Source organism: Algibacter sp. L1A34, assembly GCF_009796805.1.
Taxonomy (GTDB): domain Bacteria; phylum Bacteroidota; class Bacteroidia; order Flavobacteriales; family Flavobacteriaceae; genus Algibacter.
In genome coordinates this window covers 3,525,130-3,542,577 of record NZ_CP047029.1, presented here as the reverse complement: position 1 = coordinate 3,542,577, position 17,448 = coordinate 3,525,130, and the positions used below count along the sequence as shown (strand labels likewise).

The following is a 17,448-nucleotide window of genomic DNA, read 5'->3' as shown; positions in this document are numbered from 1 at the left end:
TTTTCTAATATTAAGAATCTTCATTTTCATAATGAAGATTCTTTCATTTATATAACTTTTACCATGTTTCAGTATTTTAAATCCCTATTTTTTATATTAACTTGTATTCTAATAACATCTTGTAATCAAGATAAAAAAGAAACTATTTCAGTAATAAACTGGGCATCTGCTCAACAATATTATGCTCAAAATATTGATACGGCTTTACTGTATTTAGACAGCTTAGAAGCTCAAGGTATGCGTGGTGAAAAAGCGAAGGCTTATTTTGCATTATCACGAGTGGCATTCAAAAAAGCAGAACCTTATGCATCGTATTTAAACCCCGAAGTTGGGCACAGAGCCAATGGTCCTGCCCTACCAATTTATAAGGAAGACACTGGGAAAATTATAAAACCAGTTGGTTATCAAAAAATTGAAGAAAGTGTTTTTGATAATGAAACATCCGAAGCCGATTTTAAACAGGAACTGTATGTGCAAAAAGGCATGCTTTCTAATTTGAAAAAAGGAATTGAAAAGCGCGATTTAAACCCACAACGTTTTTTTATTGCCACACATCAACAACTTTTAAGAATAGTGAGTTTGGCCATTTCTGGTTTTGATACACCAGTGAGTCATTTAGGAATTAACGAAACCATTATTTCTTTAGAAAGTTTACAAACCGTTTACGAGCAAACCATACAAAGTGTTATTCAAAAAAAGCATAAAAAACTAGATTCAGAATTTAATAATAACATAGAAAACGCCATTGCATTCATCAATAAAAATAAAGATTTCGATACTTTCGATCGTTTTACATTTACTAGAGATTACATGAATCCGATTACTCGGAACTGGGTTGAAATTAGAAAATCGAGCGCACTTTGGGAACCTATAGATAGTACACCGTTTAATTTTGATGCACCCACCTTTTTTGAGAATAATAGTTTCAATTTAAATTACTTTACAGCTACTATAAACAAGAACCCAACTAGCAAACAAATAGCCTTAGGTAAAAAACTATTTTCAGACCCTAAACTTTCAGGAAATGGAAAAATGGCTTGTGTTACTTGTCATTTACAAAATAAAGGTTATGCAGATAATGTAGCTTTAAATCTAGACAATAAGGGCAAACCTTTACAGCGCAACACACCAACACTTATAAATACCGCTTTTCAGCAAAGTTTCTTTTTAGACGGGAGATCGAATACACTTTTAGATCAAATTTCATCGGTATTTACAAACGATAAAGAGTTTAATTCTAATGTTCATAAATTCTCTAATGCCATCTTAATAGATTCCACTTACACATCACTTTTTAAAGATGCCTTTGGTAAAATAGCATCTAATAATACCGATGTAATAAAAGCAATTTCATCTTATATTTCTACACTAAATGGTTTCAATTCTAAATTTGATAAAAATATTAGAGGTGAAGAAAATAATTTTTCAGATGAAGAAAAACTAGGGTATAATTTATTTATGGGAAAAGCCTTGTGCGCCACTTGTCATTTTATACCATTAACAAATGGAACAGTGCCTCCATTTTTTACAGAAACTGAAAAAGAAGTGATTGGAGTCCCTGAAACTGCAGAAAACAAACAATTAGACGACGATTTAGGTTTCTATTGGAGTTATAAAGAAGAGCTACACAAAGGTATGTTTAAAACACCAAGTATTAGAAATGTAGCGTTAACAGAGCCTTATATGCACAATGGTGTCTACAACACTTTGGAACAAGTGGTTGAATTTTATAACCTTGGAGGTGGCGGCGGATTAGGTTTCGATTTAGAACACCAAACCTTGCCTTTCGATGAACTAAATTTAACTTCCGAAGAACAAAATGCCTTAGTTTCTTTTATGAAAACCCTCACAGAAACAGTAGATGAAGTCTAAATTTAACCTAAACAACTAATTACCAGAGCTATATTTAACTCAAATTGTTAAAACATTTTGAAATCATACTTCTTTTTTGTATCTTAAAACAGGTCTAAACCCTTTTAAATACAGAAAGTTATGAAAACTCAAAGCCTTATTAAAATTATTGTTTTAAGCGTACTTATTGTATTTACAAGTACGCTCATGGCGCAATCGGAAAAGAATGCGAAAGAAATTAAAGGCCGCGTTGTAGACTATAAAACTAATAGTCCTCTCACATTTACCAATTTTGTAATCAGCGGCACTAACATTAGTACGGTTTCAAACTCCGATGGTGAGTTTGTCTTAAAAATTCCAGAAACTTCAAACCATAATATAATTATAGTATCTCGTTTAGGGTATGAAACAAAAAAAATAAACATTTCAGAATTAAATAAAAACTCCAAAATTAAATTAATTCCTGCCATCACAACATTAAACGAAATAAGTATAAACGTACATACGAATCCCGAAGCTTTAGTGAGAGCAACTCTAAGTAAAAAAAGTACACTTTATAATAACAGCAATACTTTAATGACCGCTTTTTATAGAGAAACCATTAAAAAACGAAGAAAAAACGCCTCATTATCAGAAGCTGTTGTGCAAATACATAAACAACCGTATAACAGTTTAAAAAGAGATGCTATAGAGCTTGTAAAAGCAAGAAAAAGCACAGATTACACAAAATTAGATACGCTAGCCTTAAAACTACAAGGAGGACCTTTTTCCAATTTATATACAGATATTATAAAGTATCCTGAATATATTTTTACAGATGAAGATATGCCGCTTTATGAATTTAGTTTTGATACCAACACCCAAGTAAACAACCAACAAATTTATGTTGTAAATTTCAAACAAAAACCAAACATTATTACACCACTTTATTACGGTAAACTTTATATAGATTCCGAAACATTAGCGCTTACCAATGCCGTTTATAGCTTAAATGTCGAAAATAAAGAGTTATCGAGTAAAATGTACATTCGTAAAAAACCTAGAAAAGTAGATGTTTATCCAACCCAAGCTACATATCGCGTAAATTACCGAACACAAAATGGAAAATGGCATTATGCTTACAGCAACATTTCACTTACTTTTAAAGTAAATTGGAAAGGTAAATTGTTTAATAGCATTTATACGTTAAACAGTGAAATGGCTATTACGGATTGGGAAGAAATCGATACCAAAATAGCAAAGTCTAGAGAAAGAACACTTAGACCTACAACTATTTTAGCCGATGAAGCTTCTGGGTTTTCTGATCCTAGGTTTTGGGGTGAATACAATATTATTGAGCCCGAAAAATCTATAGAATCGGCTATTAAAAAGATTCAAAAACAGTTGAAGCGCACATAGTTTTGCATGCACTAATATTAGCTCTTTAATAAATTAACCCCTTGTTTTAATTCACAAAAAAACAAGGGGTTAATTTATTATATGAAATCTTATTTTCTTTATTAAACTCGATGAAAATATTTGTTCACTATCCAATTATAAAACTAAACACTTCGCTAAAGTCTCCTCATAAATTTTTTCATATTGAGGAACAATTTCGCGTAAATCAAATTTTAAGGCTTCTTTTCGAGCATTTTCCTTAAAAGTTTTTAATCGCTTTTCATCACTTAAAATATATATAGCATTCTTACTCATATCTTCAACATCACCTACATCACTTAAATATCCAGAAACTCCATGAATGTTAACTTCTGGAATACCACCTGTATTACTAGAAATAACAGGAACTCCAGATGCCATAGCTTCTAAAGCCGCTAAACCAAAACTTTCCGTTTGAGATGGTAATAAAAATAGGTCGCTAAAACATAGTATTTTATCAATTTCATTACTTCTTCCGAAGAAAATAACTTTATCCGTAATACCTAGTTCTGCACAATGATTTTCTACCTTTTCCTTTTCTGGTCCTTCACCTATAAACATAAGTTTTGCAGGCATTTCTTTTTGAATGTTATAAAATACTTTTATCACATCCTCTACACGCTTAACTGGACGTAAATTACTTATATGTGTTATTATCCTTTCATCTTCTTTAGCCATCATGCCACGTTGGCAATCCGTCATTCCATGATGATTATATTTTTCTAAATCTATAAAATTAGGAACAACCGATATCTCATTTTTAATATCAAATAAACGCAAGGTATCTTCTTTTAAACTTGCAGAGACCGCTGTTACCGCATCAGATTTATTAATACTAAAAGTTACGGCAGGTTTATAAAAAGGATGACTTCCAACTAACGTAATATCGGTACCATGCAATGTGGTAACAATAGGTACGTAAATATCTTCTTCAATTAACATCTTTTTAGCCATATAAGCCGCGTAAGCATGTGGAATAGCATAATGTACATGAAGGATTTCTATTTTATGAAGCTTCACCATATCTACCAATTTACTAGATAGAGCCAACTCATAAGGTTGATAATGAAACAACGGGTATTCAGGAACATTTACTTCGTGATAATGAACATTGTTTCCTAACAATTCCAGTCGCACAGGTTGGTTATATGTAATAAAATGAATTTCGTGACCACGCTTAGAAAGTTCTATTCCTAACTCCGTTGCTACAACTCCACTACCTCCAAATGTTGGATAACAAACTATACCTATTTTCATTTTCTTAATTTTATAAACTATACCTTTTAATCTTCAATCGCTTCATAAATTAAGCGCTGTATTTCTGTTCTAATATTTGCTTTTAACAGCAAATTTTTACCTGCATTAGGGTACGTTCTATTTGCCATAAAAATGTACACTATTTCTTCATCAGGATCTGCCCATGCATAGGTTCCTGTAAAGCCAGAATGCCCAAAACTTTTCATGGATAAACACCCACATGTTGGACCCGCTTCTCCCAATTGAGGTTTATCAAAACCAATTCCTCTTCTATTATTTTGAGCTTCAAAATAACGTGTATTAAACTTATCTACAGTTTCCGGTTTTAAATAGCGTTTTCCGCCATAAAACCCTTTTTGCAAATACATTTGCATAATTTTTGCAACATCGTTCGCATTACTAAAAACACCTGCGTGGCCACCAATACCATCTTGCATAGCTGCTCCCATATCATGTACATAACCTTGTACTCTTTGAAAACGGTAATAATTATCTTCTTCAGTAGGCACAATTTTTTTACTACTTATTTTATGATACGGATTATACATGGTGTTATTTGCTCCTAAAGACTCATAAAAATGTCCTTGCACTAATTGTTCTAGAGTTCTGTCGTAATACTCTTCAATAAATTTCTTTAAAATATAATAAGGAAAGTCACTATAGCGATATCTTAAACGATCTAGCAATTCGGAATCTTTAATTATCTTCGGAATAGAATCTTGATAATCAGATCTTAAAAACAAATTCTTAGCCACTTCAACATTAAACTTCGGACTCCTAACTTTTCTGTAATATTTTGCACTTGGCCGTTTAGTAACCGTATCTAAAGTATGATAATAAAAGGGTTCCCAAGGGCGTAACTGCGCATAATGAGATAGCATCTGTTTTAATGTAATATTTTCTTTATTCGAGCCTTTGTATTCTGATAAAATTTCAACCAATTTAGTATCGAGCGAAACAATATTCTGTTCTTCCAATTCCATTAACAAAGGCAAAGTTGCTAATATTTTTGTTAATGAAGCAACATCATAGATATCATCGAAACCCACTTTTTCTTTTCCAGCATATGTGTGTTTTCCAAAATTCTTATTATAAATCACTTTACCTTTTCTAGCCACTAAAAGTTGAATTCCCGGTGTCATTTTATGACTTACAGCATAGTTTGCAATAGAGTCTATTCTATTTAATTTTTTAGAATTCATACCTACACGTTCAGGAACTGTGTATCCTAATCGTTTTATGGCATCACTATCTATGCCTTCACCAGCATTATAAAACTGACCTATAGAAACTGGTAATATCCCTTTTGCCGGAATGGCTCCAAAAATAAGCTGAGCAGATTTTTGCTGAGCGATAGCACTGTTTTGGTAACTCACTATTATGGTCTCAATATTCGCCATTGTTCTTAAATCGGCAAGCGCATAAGGTTTAACAAATACATCGAGAATAACACTATGCGTTCGTGAAATTTCATGTAACCAACCAATCTCTTCTTCAGTAAATTTATAACTTTTCCAAGGATTTGCGTTGGAACGATGTAAACCAATAATTACAGTATTATAGGGTTCCAATTGCCCCATTAATTCTTCTAAAGTATTTCCTTTAACAGCATGCACTTTTCCATACTTTTTCAGCTCATTAAAGAATACATTGCCAGAATCGTCACCCATATTTACATAAGCCAATGTTTTAATTTCCAAATGTGTAATTGGCACTAAGTTATTTTCGTTTTTTACAACGGTAATCGCGTTTTCAAGAAGTTCTTCATATAAAATATCATCTTCAGGTCTATTTAAATCTTTAGCAAGGTTTTTTAAACTAATTGGTTTATAATTCTGTAAACCAACTTTGTACTTAGCCATTAAAATCTTTTTAACCGAAAGTTCTAATCGCGCTTCTGTAATTTCACCTCTATTATAAGCTTCTTTAATTTTAGAAACACCAATGCCTACATTTTCAGACATTAACATCACATCATTCCCTGCTTTAAAAGCAGCCAAATCAATATCGCCGGTTTCATCAAAATCTGCGGCACCCTTCATCGTTAATGCATCTGTAAAAATAAGCCCTTGAAAACCTAATCTATTTTTTAAAATATCGGTTACAATGTGTTTTGATAAAGAAGATGGCACACCAGAATTATCTAAGCCAGGAACGTTTAAATGCGCAACCATAACGCTTGAAAGCCCTTCTGTTATTAGCTTTTTATACGGATACAATTCAATAGAATCAATACGTTTTTCATCAAAACTGATAGTTGGTAACGTTAAATGCGAATCTTGATCGGTATCTCCATGACCAGGAAAATGTTTTGCATTGGCCAACACGCCAGCACTTTGCATCCCTTTCATAAAAGCAGAAGCTTTACGAGTTACATTATCACGATCTTCCCCAAAAGAACGATTCCCTATAATTGGGTTTTTAGGATTTGTATTAATATCAACTACAGGCGCAAAATTAAAATGGACACCTAAACGTTTGCAATGTTCTCCAATATGTCGACCAGCTTCTTCAACCAATTTATCATCTTTTATGGCTCCAAGCGTCATATTCCAAGGAAATGCATAAGTAGAATCTAAACGCATACTTAATCCCCATTCGGCATCCATACCTACTAAAAGTGGGATTTTTGATAAAGCTTGTAATTGATTATTAAGCTTAGCTTGCCTATACGGTCCGCCATTAGAATAAATAACTCCACCAATATGATTGTTCTTTACTAAGTTTTCTACCTTAACTTTTGTTGCAGCACTTTGGCTAGACATGACTTGAACCATGTACAACTGCCCTATTTTTTCTGATAAAGATAAAGATGAATAAACACTATCAACCCATTTGTGCTGTGCTTCTGGGTTTGCTATTTCTAAGGGGTTTTTAGAGGTTTGACTATAAATAGAAAGTACCGAAAACAGACAAACTACCGTAAATTTTATATGACGCATAAAAAGAATTAATTAAGAAACTATTAGTAATTAAGTATAGTACTAATAATCGTGCCAAAATAATACTTTTAAAAGGAAGATGGAAAGACTTTAAGATAGATTTATAAAGAAGTTTATAACAGATTTTAAATTTAGTAAATGAAATACATTTCCTATAAATCTAAAACCTGTTATATAACGCTCTAATTAATCGCCATCATTATCGGTAGTTGTGATAATAATAGACAAAATACTGCGCACATCAACGCTAAATAAAACCCCTAATTCATTAAGTTTTTCATGTAAAGTTTTCACCTCTATAGGATTACTGGAAATAGCCGTATAAAAATTTGTTGGTATTCCATCAATAGCCGCATAAACCTCTGCAATTTTAGTTTCTATCGCATTATTTAAATCTTCATTATCAACCGTAGCATAAACATAATCTGAAATACCTAAACCATTTGGGTTAAAATAAACCGCTTCAATACTTTTAATATTATTTTCAAGAATTTTTAATGATGTATGACTGAAATATGCTTGTGAAATTTCAGGATTTGTGTTTTCAGAATTTTCTAAACCTGCAGGCTTTCCTATTTTAGTTATTTTAGCATTATCAATTAAATTGAATAAGCCGTTATACAATAAGTTGAATGAACTTTTTATTCCCGCTTCTTCATTATTGATAAAAGTAGTGGCGTAAGCCCCAGAATTTAAAGTTCCCCAAATAATTTGAAGTCTTTCCGATTGCGATTTTAATTCTAAAGCTGTGTATTTTAAATAATCTCTTCTTTTTTCTGATGCAATAAACCCAGCATTAACAACTGCTAAATCGTCTCCAAAAAGTAAATATTCTAATCCTGAAAGGGTTTTTATTTGAGGACTTAAACTTAACATTAAAGTCTCGGTGATTTCATCATTATTAGTTAATATATTTTCAATTGCCGTTGGTAATGTTGGCCAATTAAACAAAGCCTGATGCATAAACTGCCCACGTACATCACCAATATTAAAAGCGTAAATACTTCCGTACGCTTTCGCGGAAACTTGCCATTGTGCACGCAGAATTTCTAAATCAACTTCTGTTAATGTTTCTAAATAAGCCTCTACAGCAGTGTTTAAACTGATACTTTCTGAAACAAAATTATCTACAGATGGTAAAATATTTTGATTAACAATATCAGTTACAAGTAAATTAACTTTAAAGGAAGGCTCACTACTATCATCTGATGAGTTACAAGTAAACAATAAAAGAGAAATAAATAAAAGTGTTAGATTTTTAATAGTATTCATGGTCTTGTTTTTATAAATCTGAATAATAGATATCTTATTAAAGTGAATTAACGAAACTGATAAGGTTTTCACGATCTTCGGCCGATAAATTCTTGAAATTTTCTTTTATAGTTTCAGCTTCACCACCATGCCATAAAATAGCTTCTTCAATATTAGCAGCTCTACCGTCATGAAGCAAATTTGTATGACTATTTACTGTTGAAATAAGTCCGATTCCCCAAAGAGGTTGTGTTCTCCATTCTGTTCCTGTTGCTAAAAAATCTGGCCTATTATCGGCTAAATCTTCTCCCATATCATGTAATAAAAAATCAGAATATGGTTTTATCGTTATATTTTCTAGATACTCACTTGCCGCATCTGTTCCTGTTTTTTGATTAATAGCATGGCACCCTATACAATTTAAAGACGTAAAAAGAACTTTTCCTTTTAATACATTTTCTTCTTTATAATTCCGTCTATTAGGGACAGCTAAATGAGCTTGATAAAAAAGAATTTTATCCAATTGCTCATCGGTAACTTCTGGTTCTCCACCATTAATGGCATCTTCACAATCTTGTTGTGGCGACGGACAATTTGTTTCAGAGAAAAGAGATGTTGTTAACCCCATATCTCCATGTAAAGCTCCTGCAACTTGTTGCTTTAATGTTGGTGCATTAGCTTTCCACCCATACTTTCCTAAATCTTGCTCGTTTAAATCATAATTATAAACATAATTTGCACGACCAGAAATACCATCATTATCAGCATCAGCTTCATCTGCAAACTTAGTAATTTCATCATCTGGTAAAGCACTAATTAAGCCTAAACCAATGGTTTGCTGTGCTACTCTTGGAGACATTAAAACTCCCGCTAAAGAACCAAAAGATTCTTGAGAAAAGCTATAAATTGGTTTTAGTAACTCGTAAGGTGTACCATCTGCATAAGTCCCTGTTATTGTTTCATAAGTAGCAACTATCTTAGCCTCAAAGTCAATACCATTATTAGCACGATCTTGAAGTTGTGTACCATAGCCTAATACAGGTAAAGCATCGCCATTACTATCCTGACCAGGTGAACTTAACCGCACTAAAAACCCACTAGAATCTTCGCCATTTATAAAAGCTTGACCTCGACCATCTTTAAAGTGACATGTTGCACAAGCTCTCGCATTAAATGTTGGCCCTAAGCCATCACGAGCAGTTGTTGATGCAGGAGAGGACACCCAGGTTTGATTAAATAACGAATTACCAGATGCAAATTCCGCTTGTTGCACAAACGATAAACCGCTTATTTCAAAACCAAAAGCATTACTACTCGTAGAATTTACGCCTAATGCACCCGTTAATAATTCCTCTCCTTCTTCATATTCTGCTTCAGCAATTGGTTCATAATCATCATTAGAACAATTAAAAAAGCTCAATGTTAGAACAAAGAATAATATAATTTTATGCGTCATTTTGAGTTATTCTTTTAAATAGTAAAATCTCGAATATAATATTCGAGATTTCACCTAATAAATAATTTATGTTAATTATAAACTAATTCCTACTGTAATAGCCGATGCACTTATCTCATCTGCCCAGTCTTGTAAAGCAACAACACTTTGCATTACAACACCAAAGTTAGCGTCTGTAGAACTCTCTAAAGTAATTAAGTAATCGAAAGGTTCCGCATTATTAGCAATAGCGTTAACTTTTTCCATAGCTTCATCAGCAGCATCTTTTAATTTTTGAGCTTGTTCTTCATCATTTGCTTTTACTAAATCGTAAAAAGAATCACCAGAAATACTTCCGTAGCTGCCAAAAACAACATTATAAACCCCTTGAGCATTTGCCCAAATATCTTGATGCGTGTTATCACTAAAACATGAGTGCTCATCTTCTTGACCTAGGCCATCTATACCATCTGTAGAATCTACTGGTGCAATAATACGTTCTGAACTTAACTCATCTCCAGCGATAAAAAAGGCACCATTAATAAATTGTTTTAATGCTACATCTTCATCTAAAGCCTCAAAAACTGTACGGTAATCTCCATTAGGAGCCCAAGTGGTTGTTAAAGCGTTTAAATCACTAACTAATAAATCTGTAGCAGCTTCTAAATATTCAGCTCTACGATCTGCATCATCTGCTATAGTATAATCTGTATAATCACGTTGCCCTGGTAAATCTTCACTTGGAGTTGTATTATCTTGCCCCCAAAGTAAAAACTCAATAGCATGCCATCCAGTACTTATTGATTTATCTGTTGTTTCTTCATTTAAAGAAGCTAAAGTAGCTTCATCAATAGTGACGCTAGTATCAGAAATAATACTTGTAAAACTTCCCGCGTAAGTTTCTGTGCCTGTTGCCACATAATCAATATAACTTTCATCAATAGGCCAAGCGTTAAGTTGCCCTTCTGTGCCAAGACTCCAAGATTCATTTTCGGTGTCTATTGGCCCGTTAGCTTCTCTAAAAGCTTCAGTTTGACCATAAAAGTCACGAGCTGCTAACCAAGCTGTTTTTGCTGCTGTAAAGTTAGCATCGGTAGGTGTTTCAATAAAAACATCTATAGCGGTTTGTAAAGATACAGCCCCGTTGTAGCTATCTAAATACGATTGGTAAACAAGGTTTGAATAATTTTCTATAACGGCAGACCTCTCTACAGTTACAGATGGCTCTCCTCCATCATCATCGTTAGAACACGCAGTAATGAATAGAGAGATAGTTAATAAATAAAGTAAGTTAATTAATTTAAATTTCATGTTTTTATTTTTATTTAGACTTAATATAAATAGAAATGCAAATATATTTTCTTTTTGGAGAAAACAAAATTTATTTAGATTAAATATAAATAAATTTTAAAAAGTATCATCAAGCAAGCATGTATCTAGATATAATAAAGTCCAAATATTGTTTTGTAGTCGAAAATAAAAAAGATAAAATTCTTCCTTTGGTCGATGTTATTGAAAAATCTAAAGAGTTTAATTCAAAATTACACGTCATTAATTTCGATTTGGAAGACTTAGACCCCATTTCCCCCTCTATTAGAAACATTTAAAGAAATAATGTATTAGCAACAATATAGATATCGTTTGCTTAATTAATCATAAACAAAATTTCTATCAACGCTTGTTATTCTTAATTTAACTGAAGATTTATAGTATATCTTCGACATCCAGATAATGGCTACTTATTGTGATTAATAACAACAAAAAAGCTCTAAATAATTTTAGAGCTTTTTCCGTTATAAAATATAAAGTAAATAATGCTTATTATTCAATTAAATCAATATGCCTGTCATGATAACCCAATAGGTATAAAACACCATCCAAACCAATGCTAGATATAGAACTTTGTGCATTATCTTTTACTTTTGGCTTTGCATGAAAAGCAATACCTAAACCTGCAAGGTTAAGCATTGGCAAATCGTTTGCGCCATCACCAACAGCAATAGTTTGGCTAATATCAATACCTTCTCTTTTGGCTATTTCTTTTAGATATTCGGCTTTTTTGTTTCCATCAACAATATCTCCCAAATAACCACCTGTTAACTTACCGTCTATAATTTCTAATTGGTTGGCATAAACATAATCCATGCCCAATTCTTTTTTTAGATATTCCCCAAAATAAGTAAAACCACCCGAAAGAATAGCCGTTTTAAAACCGTAGCTTTTTAAAGTATCAATTAAGCGACGGGCACCTTTAGTTATGGGCAAGTTTACAGCTACATCATGCAAAACATCTTCACTTAACCCTTTTAAAAGTTTCATTCTTTGTTTAAAACTTTCGTTAAAATCAATTTCACCTTGCATAGCAGATTCTGTAATGGCTTTAACTTCATCTCCTACTCCTGCTAGTTCTGCTAATTTATCTATAACTTCAGCTTGAATTAAAGTTGAATCCATATCGAAACAAACTAAACGACGGTTTCTACGATAAATATTATCTTCTTGGAAAGCTATATCAACATCGAGATCATTCGAAATTTGCATAAATTTTGCAGTGACTTCAGCTTTATTATCAATTTGACCACGAATGGAAAGTTGAATAGATGCACGTGGATATTCGGCTTCTTTTTTAAGCGATAACCGGCCTGTCAATCGGGTTATAGAATCAATATTTAAATTTTTATCTGAAATGACTTTAGTCACTTCAGATATTTGTTTGGCTGCTAATTTTTCACCTAAAAGTGTCACGATATAACGATCTTTTCCTTGAAGCGTTACCCAATCTTCATATTTATCTAAAGAAATTGGAGTAAACTTAGCCGAAATACCAAGTTCATATGCCTTAAAAAGTAAATCTTTTAAAACAGATGCCGATTTCTTTTTAGATTTTATTTCGAACAAAATACCAAGCGACAATGTATCGTGAATATTGGCCTGACCAATATCTAAAACTTTTGCACCATACTCGGCCAAAACACCAGTTAAACTAGATGTTAAGCCCGGTTTATCCTGCCCTGAAATATTTAATAAAACAATCTCTTTAGCCATAATTTAGTTTTTACTTTTTTCAAAGATGTAAAAATCATTATTCTATTTGAATTATGAAAGTTTTTTATAGAATAAAACACTTTGCACCGTTCTTGTAAAATATCACACTACCATTAAATCAAACGAAAAAAAAACACCCAAAAATTTTAATTATTTGTGGGTGTTTCAATTTTATTTTACAAATCGGCTATGCCAGCTTTCGCTTGCAGGAACTTCCCAATTTTCTTTAAACTCACCTACTGTCGCAACTAAATTATTAAACACAATGGTATTTTTAGAAACGGCTTTGTCTTTAGCCATTTTACGAAAATCTATTAATGTTTTATATGCTACATATTCGCCTTGTTTGTACGATACATTCATTTTATCCATTAAATCGACATTGTAATCTTTTTCTAATTGCTGAATAAAACGTACTGAAGCATCTATAGAACAACCAGATGCTTGGCTCATACTTTGGTTTACTCCTATTATTATAAAACGCTTATATTTTATGGTATAGCCCGATTGTAAATCACTACCATGTGCTGTCCAATTTTCTATAAAAACATTGAGTTTATCATGAATTTCTTCTAACTCTTGTTCGTTAAACGAACGATTTGCTTGGTATATCCAAACACGTGATTCTTCGGGTAATATATTGAAATCTACTAACATTATTATTTTTTACGAATTATAAAAGATGGTATTGATTGTCTTCGACAAGCTGAGACTGATAGCTTCTATTTAATTAACTTTAGTTACAAACCTTGAGATTGTGCAATTAATTCTGCTATATCCAAAACCGTAATTTCATTTTCTTTTTCCTTTAATTTTACGCCATCGCTCATCATAGTCATACAATAAGGGCAAGCCGTTGCAATTATTTCTGGATTGGTTTTAAGAGCATCTTCCGTACGAAGTTCATTAATCTCCTTATCCCCTTTTTCGGCATCTTTAAACATTTGCGCGCCTCCTGCTCCACAGCATAATGCAGTAGCCTTGCTACGTTTCATTTCTAGAAGGGTAGCATTTAATGAAGCTAAAACATCTCTAGGTGCATCATATTCCGAATTTGCTCGTCCTAAATAACAGGGATCATGAAAGGTAATACGCTTACCATTAAACACACCATCCTTTATATCTAGTTTTTTAGTTTCAATTAATTCTTTTATAAATTGTGTATGGTGCAGAACTTCGTAATTTCCGCCTAAACCCGGATATTCATTTTTTAAGCAATTAAATGAATGTGGATCGCAAGTTACAATGCGTTTTACTTCATAAGCATTTAGAACTTCTATGTTCATCATGGCTTGCATTTGAAACAAAAACTCATTTCCTGCACGTTTTGCAACATCGCCAGTACATGTTTCTTCAGTTCCTAAAACAGCAAAATTAACGTTAGCTTTGTTTAATATTTTAACAAAAGCACGTGTTATTTTCTTGGCTCTATCATCATAACTTCCAGCAGAACCTACCCAAAATAAAATGTCGGGCTGTTTGCCTTGTGCCATGAGTTCTTCCATGGTTGGTACGTTTAGTTGTTCGCTCATTTTTATTCTTTTCTAAATTAAAATGGATAATTTTAATTATTTGGATTTATATCTTCTTCTATTTCAAAATCTTCTCTTTTTAAACCAGCTAAATCTTTTTTAGAAACTCTAATATATAAAGCATGTTTAAATGTGCCGTTTGTAAGTCTAACATTTTTATCATTACGAATTAAAAATGTTCTTCGATATGCCTCTTCTGATAATTTTTCTATTTGAAACTCTGTACAATAATCACAAAACACCTTTTTAACCTTAATCTCCACTGGATGGGTATCGACATAATCAATAGCAGCATAAACTTTTATTTGCAATGAATCTTTTTGATATCCAACCTGAGATAGAACCCGATTAAAGCAAAATAAAGTAATAGTTAATATAATTAAAGAGTATCTCATTCATTATTATTCATCTTTCCAATTCAAACGGTCCATTTGATTATATGGCCATGGTGCTCCATTATTTTCAATATTGGTCATCATGTTATTAAGTTCTGCTGGTGCCGCACTTTGTTCCATAACGAGATAACGACGCATTTCGATAATAATAGATAATGGATCGATACTTACTGGGCAGGCTTCTACACAGGCATTACAACTGGTACATGCCCAAAGTTCTTCATTTGTGATGTAATCTCCAAGTAATTGTTTACCATCATCTTTAAATTCACCATTGTTGGCATCGATATTTTTACCAACCTCTTCGAGACGGTCACGTGTGTCCATCATTATTTTTCGAGGTGATAATTTTTTACCTGTTAAGTTTGCAGGACACTCGCTAGTACAGCGTCCGCACTCGGTACAAGTATAAGCATTTAATAAACTAACCCAACTTAAATCTTGCACATCGCTAGCTCCAAATTTAGCAGGAGCTTCGTCTGTTTCGCTTTCCGGTTGTGCTGCAAATGGATCTGCATTTGGATCCATCATGAGTTTTACTTCATTGGTAACAGACTCTAAATTATTGAATTGCCCTTTTGGTGTTAATTTACCATAATAAGTATTTGGAAACGCTAATAATATATGTAAATGTTTCGAAAAATAAAGATAATTTAGGAATACTAAAATACCAATAATATGTATCCACCAAGCACTACGCTCTATAACATGCAAGGTAGTTTCCGGTAAACCTGAAAATAACGGCGATATAAATTGACTGATAACGTTTCCTGAATTTAAGGCTTGAAAATGAAAATCGGTAGCATTCATAACCAAGAATAGGGTCATTAAAACCATTTCAAAATATAAAATGAAGTTTCCATCATTTTTTGGCCAACCCGTCATTTCACTTTTCCAAAAACGTTGAATTTTTATTACATTTCTACGGGTCCAAAATATGATTACAGCAATAAAAACAAGAATTGCTAACACCTCGAACGTGCCAATTAAAAAACCGTAAACAGATGTTGGTAATATACTTAAGCCTATACGATGTGTGCCAAAAAGCCCATCAATTATAATTTCAAGTACTTCTATATTTATAATAACAAATCCTACATAAACAACAACGTGCAGAAATCCAGAAATTGGGCGGCGCACCATTTTACTTTGCCCAAGGGCAATGCGGGCCATGTTCTTCCAACGTTGAGGCTTATTATCATTAACATCTACATCTTGACCGAGTTTAATATTTCGGAAGAGCTTTTTTACATTATTTGCAAAATATCCAATGCCACAAATTAAAATTATAGCGAATACTATGTTTGGTAAATATGTCATTTAAATTTAGTTAGTTTCAGGTTCTTTATACGGGATTTCTTTTTTAGAAAGAATTCTAGTATAACGGTTTGGGTGTAATTTAAAATCTTTTAAAAGAGATTCTAATTCTTCGGTTGCTCCTTCTAAATTATTGTATAAGGCATCGTCTTTAAGCAGTTTGCCCATAGAACCTTCTCCCTTTTCTAGGTTTGCCATTATATTATTGAAACTAGCTAAAGTAGTTTCAAGATTTTTCATAGTTGCAGCTAAATCAGATTTAGAAAGTGAACTCGTCATTTTTGCTAAATCATTACTTGCAATTTCTGCATTTGTTAAAACCGTGGTAATTTTAGATTCATTAGTTTGCATAATTTGATTCAAAGATTTTGATGTGCCTTCAAACGATTTCATAGTTACGCTTAAACTAGCCAAACTTGTTTTTAAGTTAGCTTTTCCCTTTTCATCTAAAACATCATTTAAATTTGAAATTAATGCATCAGCACTCGTTAGCATTTTTTCGATTTTACCTTGTAATGGTGTTAATTGGTTTGCAAGAGCGTCTGTTAATCCTACTTTTACCGTTCCGTTTAATACACTTTCACTTTCGGCGTTACCTGCCTTATCAAAAGCTGGTAGAATAGCAATAGCCTTTCCTCCTATTAATCCTGTATCGTATAATTGTGCTGTACTATTTTTCGAGAATTCAAAGTCATTATCTACCATTAGTTTTACTAATAATTTCCCTGAGCCGTCCTCCTTAAATTTAATACTAACTACCTTTCCAACGTTTAGTCCGTTTATGGTTACAGGTGTAGATGGCACCAAGCCTTCAACATTATCGTAAACTGCATAATAAGTTTTAGAACTATCTAATAAATTTTGTCCTTTTAGGTAATTAAAACCAAAAATAAAAAGGAGAATTCCTAATAATACTAATATGCCTGTTTTTACTTCTCTAGATATTTTCAAATTGTATATTCTTTAAATAACAAAGACAAATTTAAGATAATTTTAAAAAGAATGCT

Annotated in this window: 13 protein-coding genes; 2 read left to right on the top strand and 11 right to left on the bottom strand. The window is 32.5% G+C overall.

Features of this window, described 5'->3' with window-relative positions; genetic code table 11:
• The first annotated feature begins 63 nt into the window (after positions 1-63).
• Positions 64-1,872: a cytochrome c peroxidase gene (locus GQR97_RS14995; RefSeq protein WP_158849823.1), complete on the top strand. Its 1,809-nt coding sequence runs from the start codon at positions 64-66 to the stop codon at positions 1,870-1,872.
• Positions 1,873-1,992: 120 nt separating this feature from the next.
• Positions 1,993-3,249 carry a carboxypeptidase-like regulatory domain-containing protein gene (locus GQR97_RS14990; RefSeq protein ID WP_158849821.1) on the top strand — a complete coding sequence of 419 codons (1,257 nt, stop codon included), beginning with the start codon at positions 1,993-1,995 and terminating at the stop codon, positions 3,247-3,249.
• Positions 3,250-3,384: 135 nt separating this feature from the next.
• Here GQR97_RS14990 and bshA read toward each other — a convergent pair whose 3' ends face one another.
• The 11 genes from bshA to GQR97_RS14935 form a co-directional block, all read right to left on the bottom strand.
• Positions 3,385-4,524, bottom strand: coding sequence for an N-acetyl-alpha-D-glucosaminyl L-malate synthase BshA (gene bshA, locus GQR97_RS14985; protein WP_158849819.1), 1,140 nt, complete (start codon positions 4,522-4,524; stop codon positions 3,385-3,387).
• Between the two features lie 26 nt (positions 4,525-4,550).
• Entirely contained in the window at positions 4,551-7,466 is a 2,916-nt protein-coding gene (locus GQR97_RS14980; RefSeq protein WP_158849817.1) for a glycoside hydrolase family 3 N-terminal domain-containing protein, read from the bottom strand.
• 186 nt (positions 7,467-7,652) lie between these two features.
• On the bottom strand, positions 7,653-8,738 hold the full coding sequence (locus tag GQR97_RS14975) for an imelysin family protein (protein ID WP_158849815.1): 1,086 nt from the start codon (positions 8,736-8,738) through the stop codon (positions 7,653-7,655).
• 37 nt (positions 8,739-8,775) lie between these two features.
• The gene (locus tag GQR97_RS14970) at positions 8,776-10,173 is read right to left on the bottom strand and encodes a di-heme oxidoredictase family protein (protein ID WP_158849813.1); all 1,398 of its coding nucleotides are present in this window, start codon (positions 10,171-10,173) and stop codon (positions 8,776-8,778) included.
• Between the two features lie 75 nt (positions 10,174-10,248).
• The gene (locus GQR97_RS14965) at positions 10,249-11,463 is read right to left on the bottom strand and encodes an imelysin family protein (RefSeq protein ID WP_158849811.1); all 1,215 of its coding nucleotides are present in this window, start codon (positions 11,461-11,463) and stop codon (positions 10,249-10,251) included.
• A 510-nt stretch (positions 11,464-11,973) separates the two neighbouring features.
• Positions 11,974-13,197 (bottom strand): phosphoserine phosphatase SerB, encoded by a 1,224-nt coding sequence (gene serB / locus GQR97_RS14960; RefSeq protein WP_158849809.1) that lies wholly within the window; start codon positions 13,195-13,197, stop codon positions 11,974-11,976.
• A gap of 171 nt (positions 13,198-13,368) precedes the next feature.
• Positions 13,369-13,854, bottom strand: a complete 486-nt coding sequence (locus GQR97_RS14955; protein WP_158849807.1) for an ABC transporter ATPase — start codon at positions 13,852-13,854, stop codon at positions 13,369-13,371.
• 83 nt (positions 13,855-13,937) lie between these two features.
• The gene (locus tag GQR97_RS14950) at positions 13,938-14,729 is read right to left on the bottom strand and encodes a (Fe-S)-binding protein (protein ID WP_158849805.1); all 792 of its coding nucleotides are present in this window, start codon (positions 14,727-14,729) and stop codon (positions 13,938-13,940) included.
• A gap of 32 nt (positions 14,730-14,761) precedes the next feature.
• Positions 14,762-15,124 (bottom strand): hypothetical protein, encoded by a 363-nt coding sequence (locus tag GQR97_RS14945; RefSeq protein WP_158849803.1) that lies wholly within the window; start codon positions 15,122-15,124, stop codon positions 14,762-14,764.
• A 6-nt stretch (positions 15,125-15,130) separates the two neighbouring features.
• Positions 15,131-16,444, bottom strand: a complete 1,314-nt coding sequence (locus GQR97_RS14940; RefSeq protein WP_158849801.1) for a (Fe-S)-binding protein — start codon at positions 16,442-16,444, stop codon at positions 15,131-15,133.
• 6 nt (positions 16,445-16,450) lie between these two features.
• Positions 16,451-17,392, bottom strand: a complete 942-nt coding sequence (locus tag GQR97_RS14935) for an MlaD family protein (RefSeq protein WP_158849799.1) — start codon at positions 17,390-17,392, stop codon at positions 16,451-16,453.
• Between the last annotated feature and the right edge of the window lie 56 nt (positions 17,393-17,448).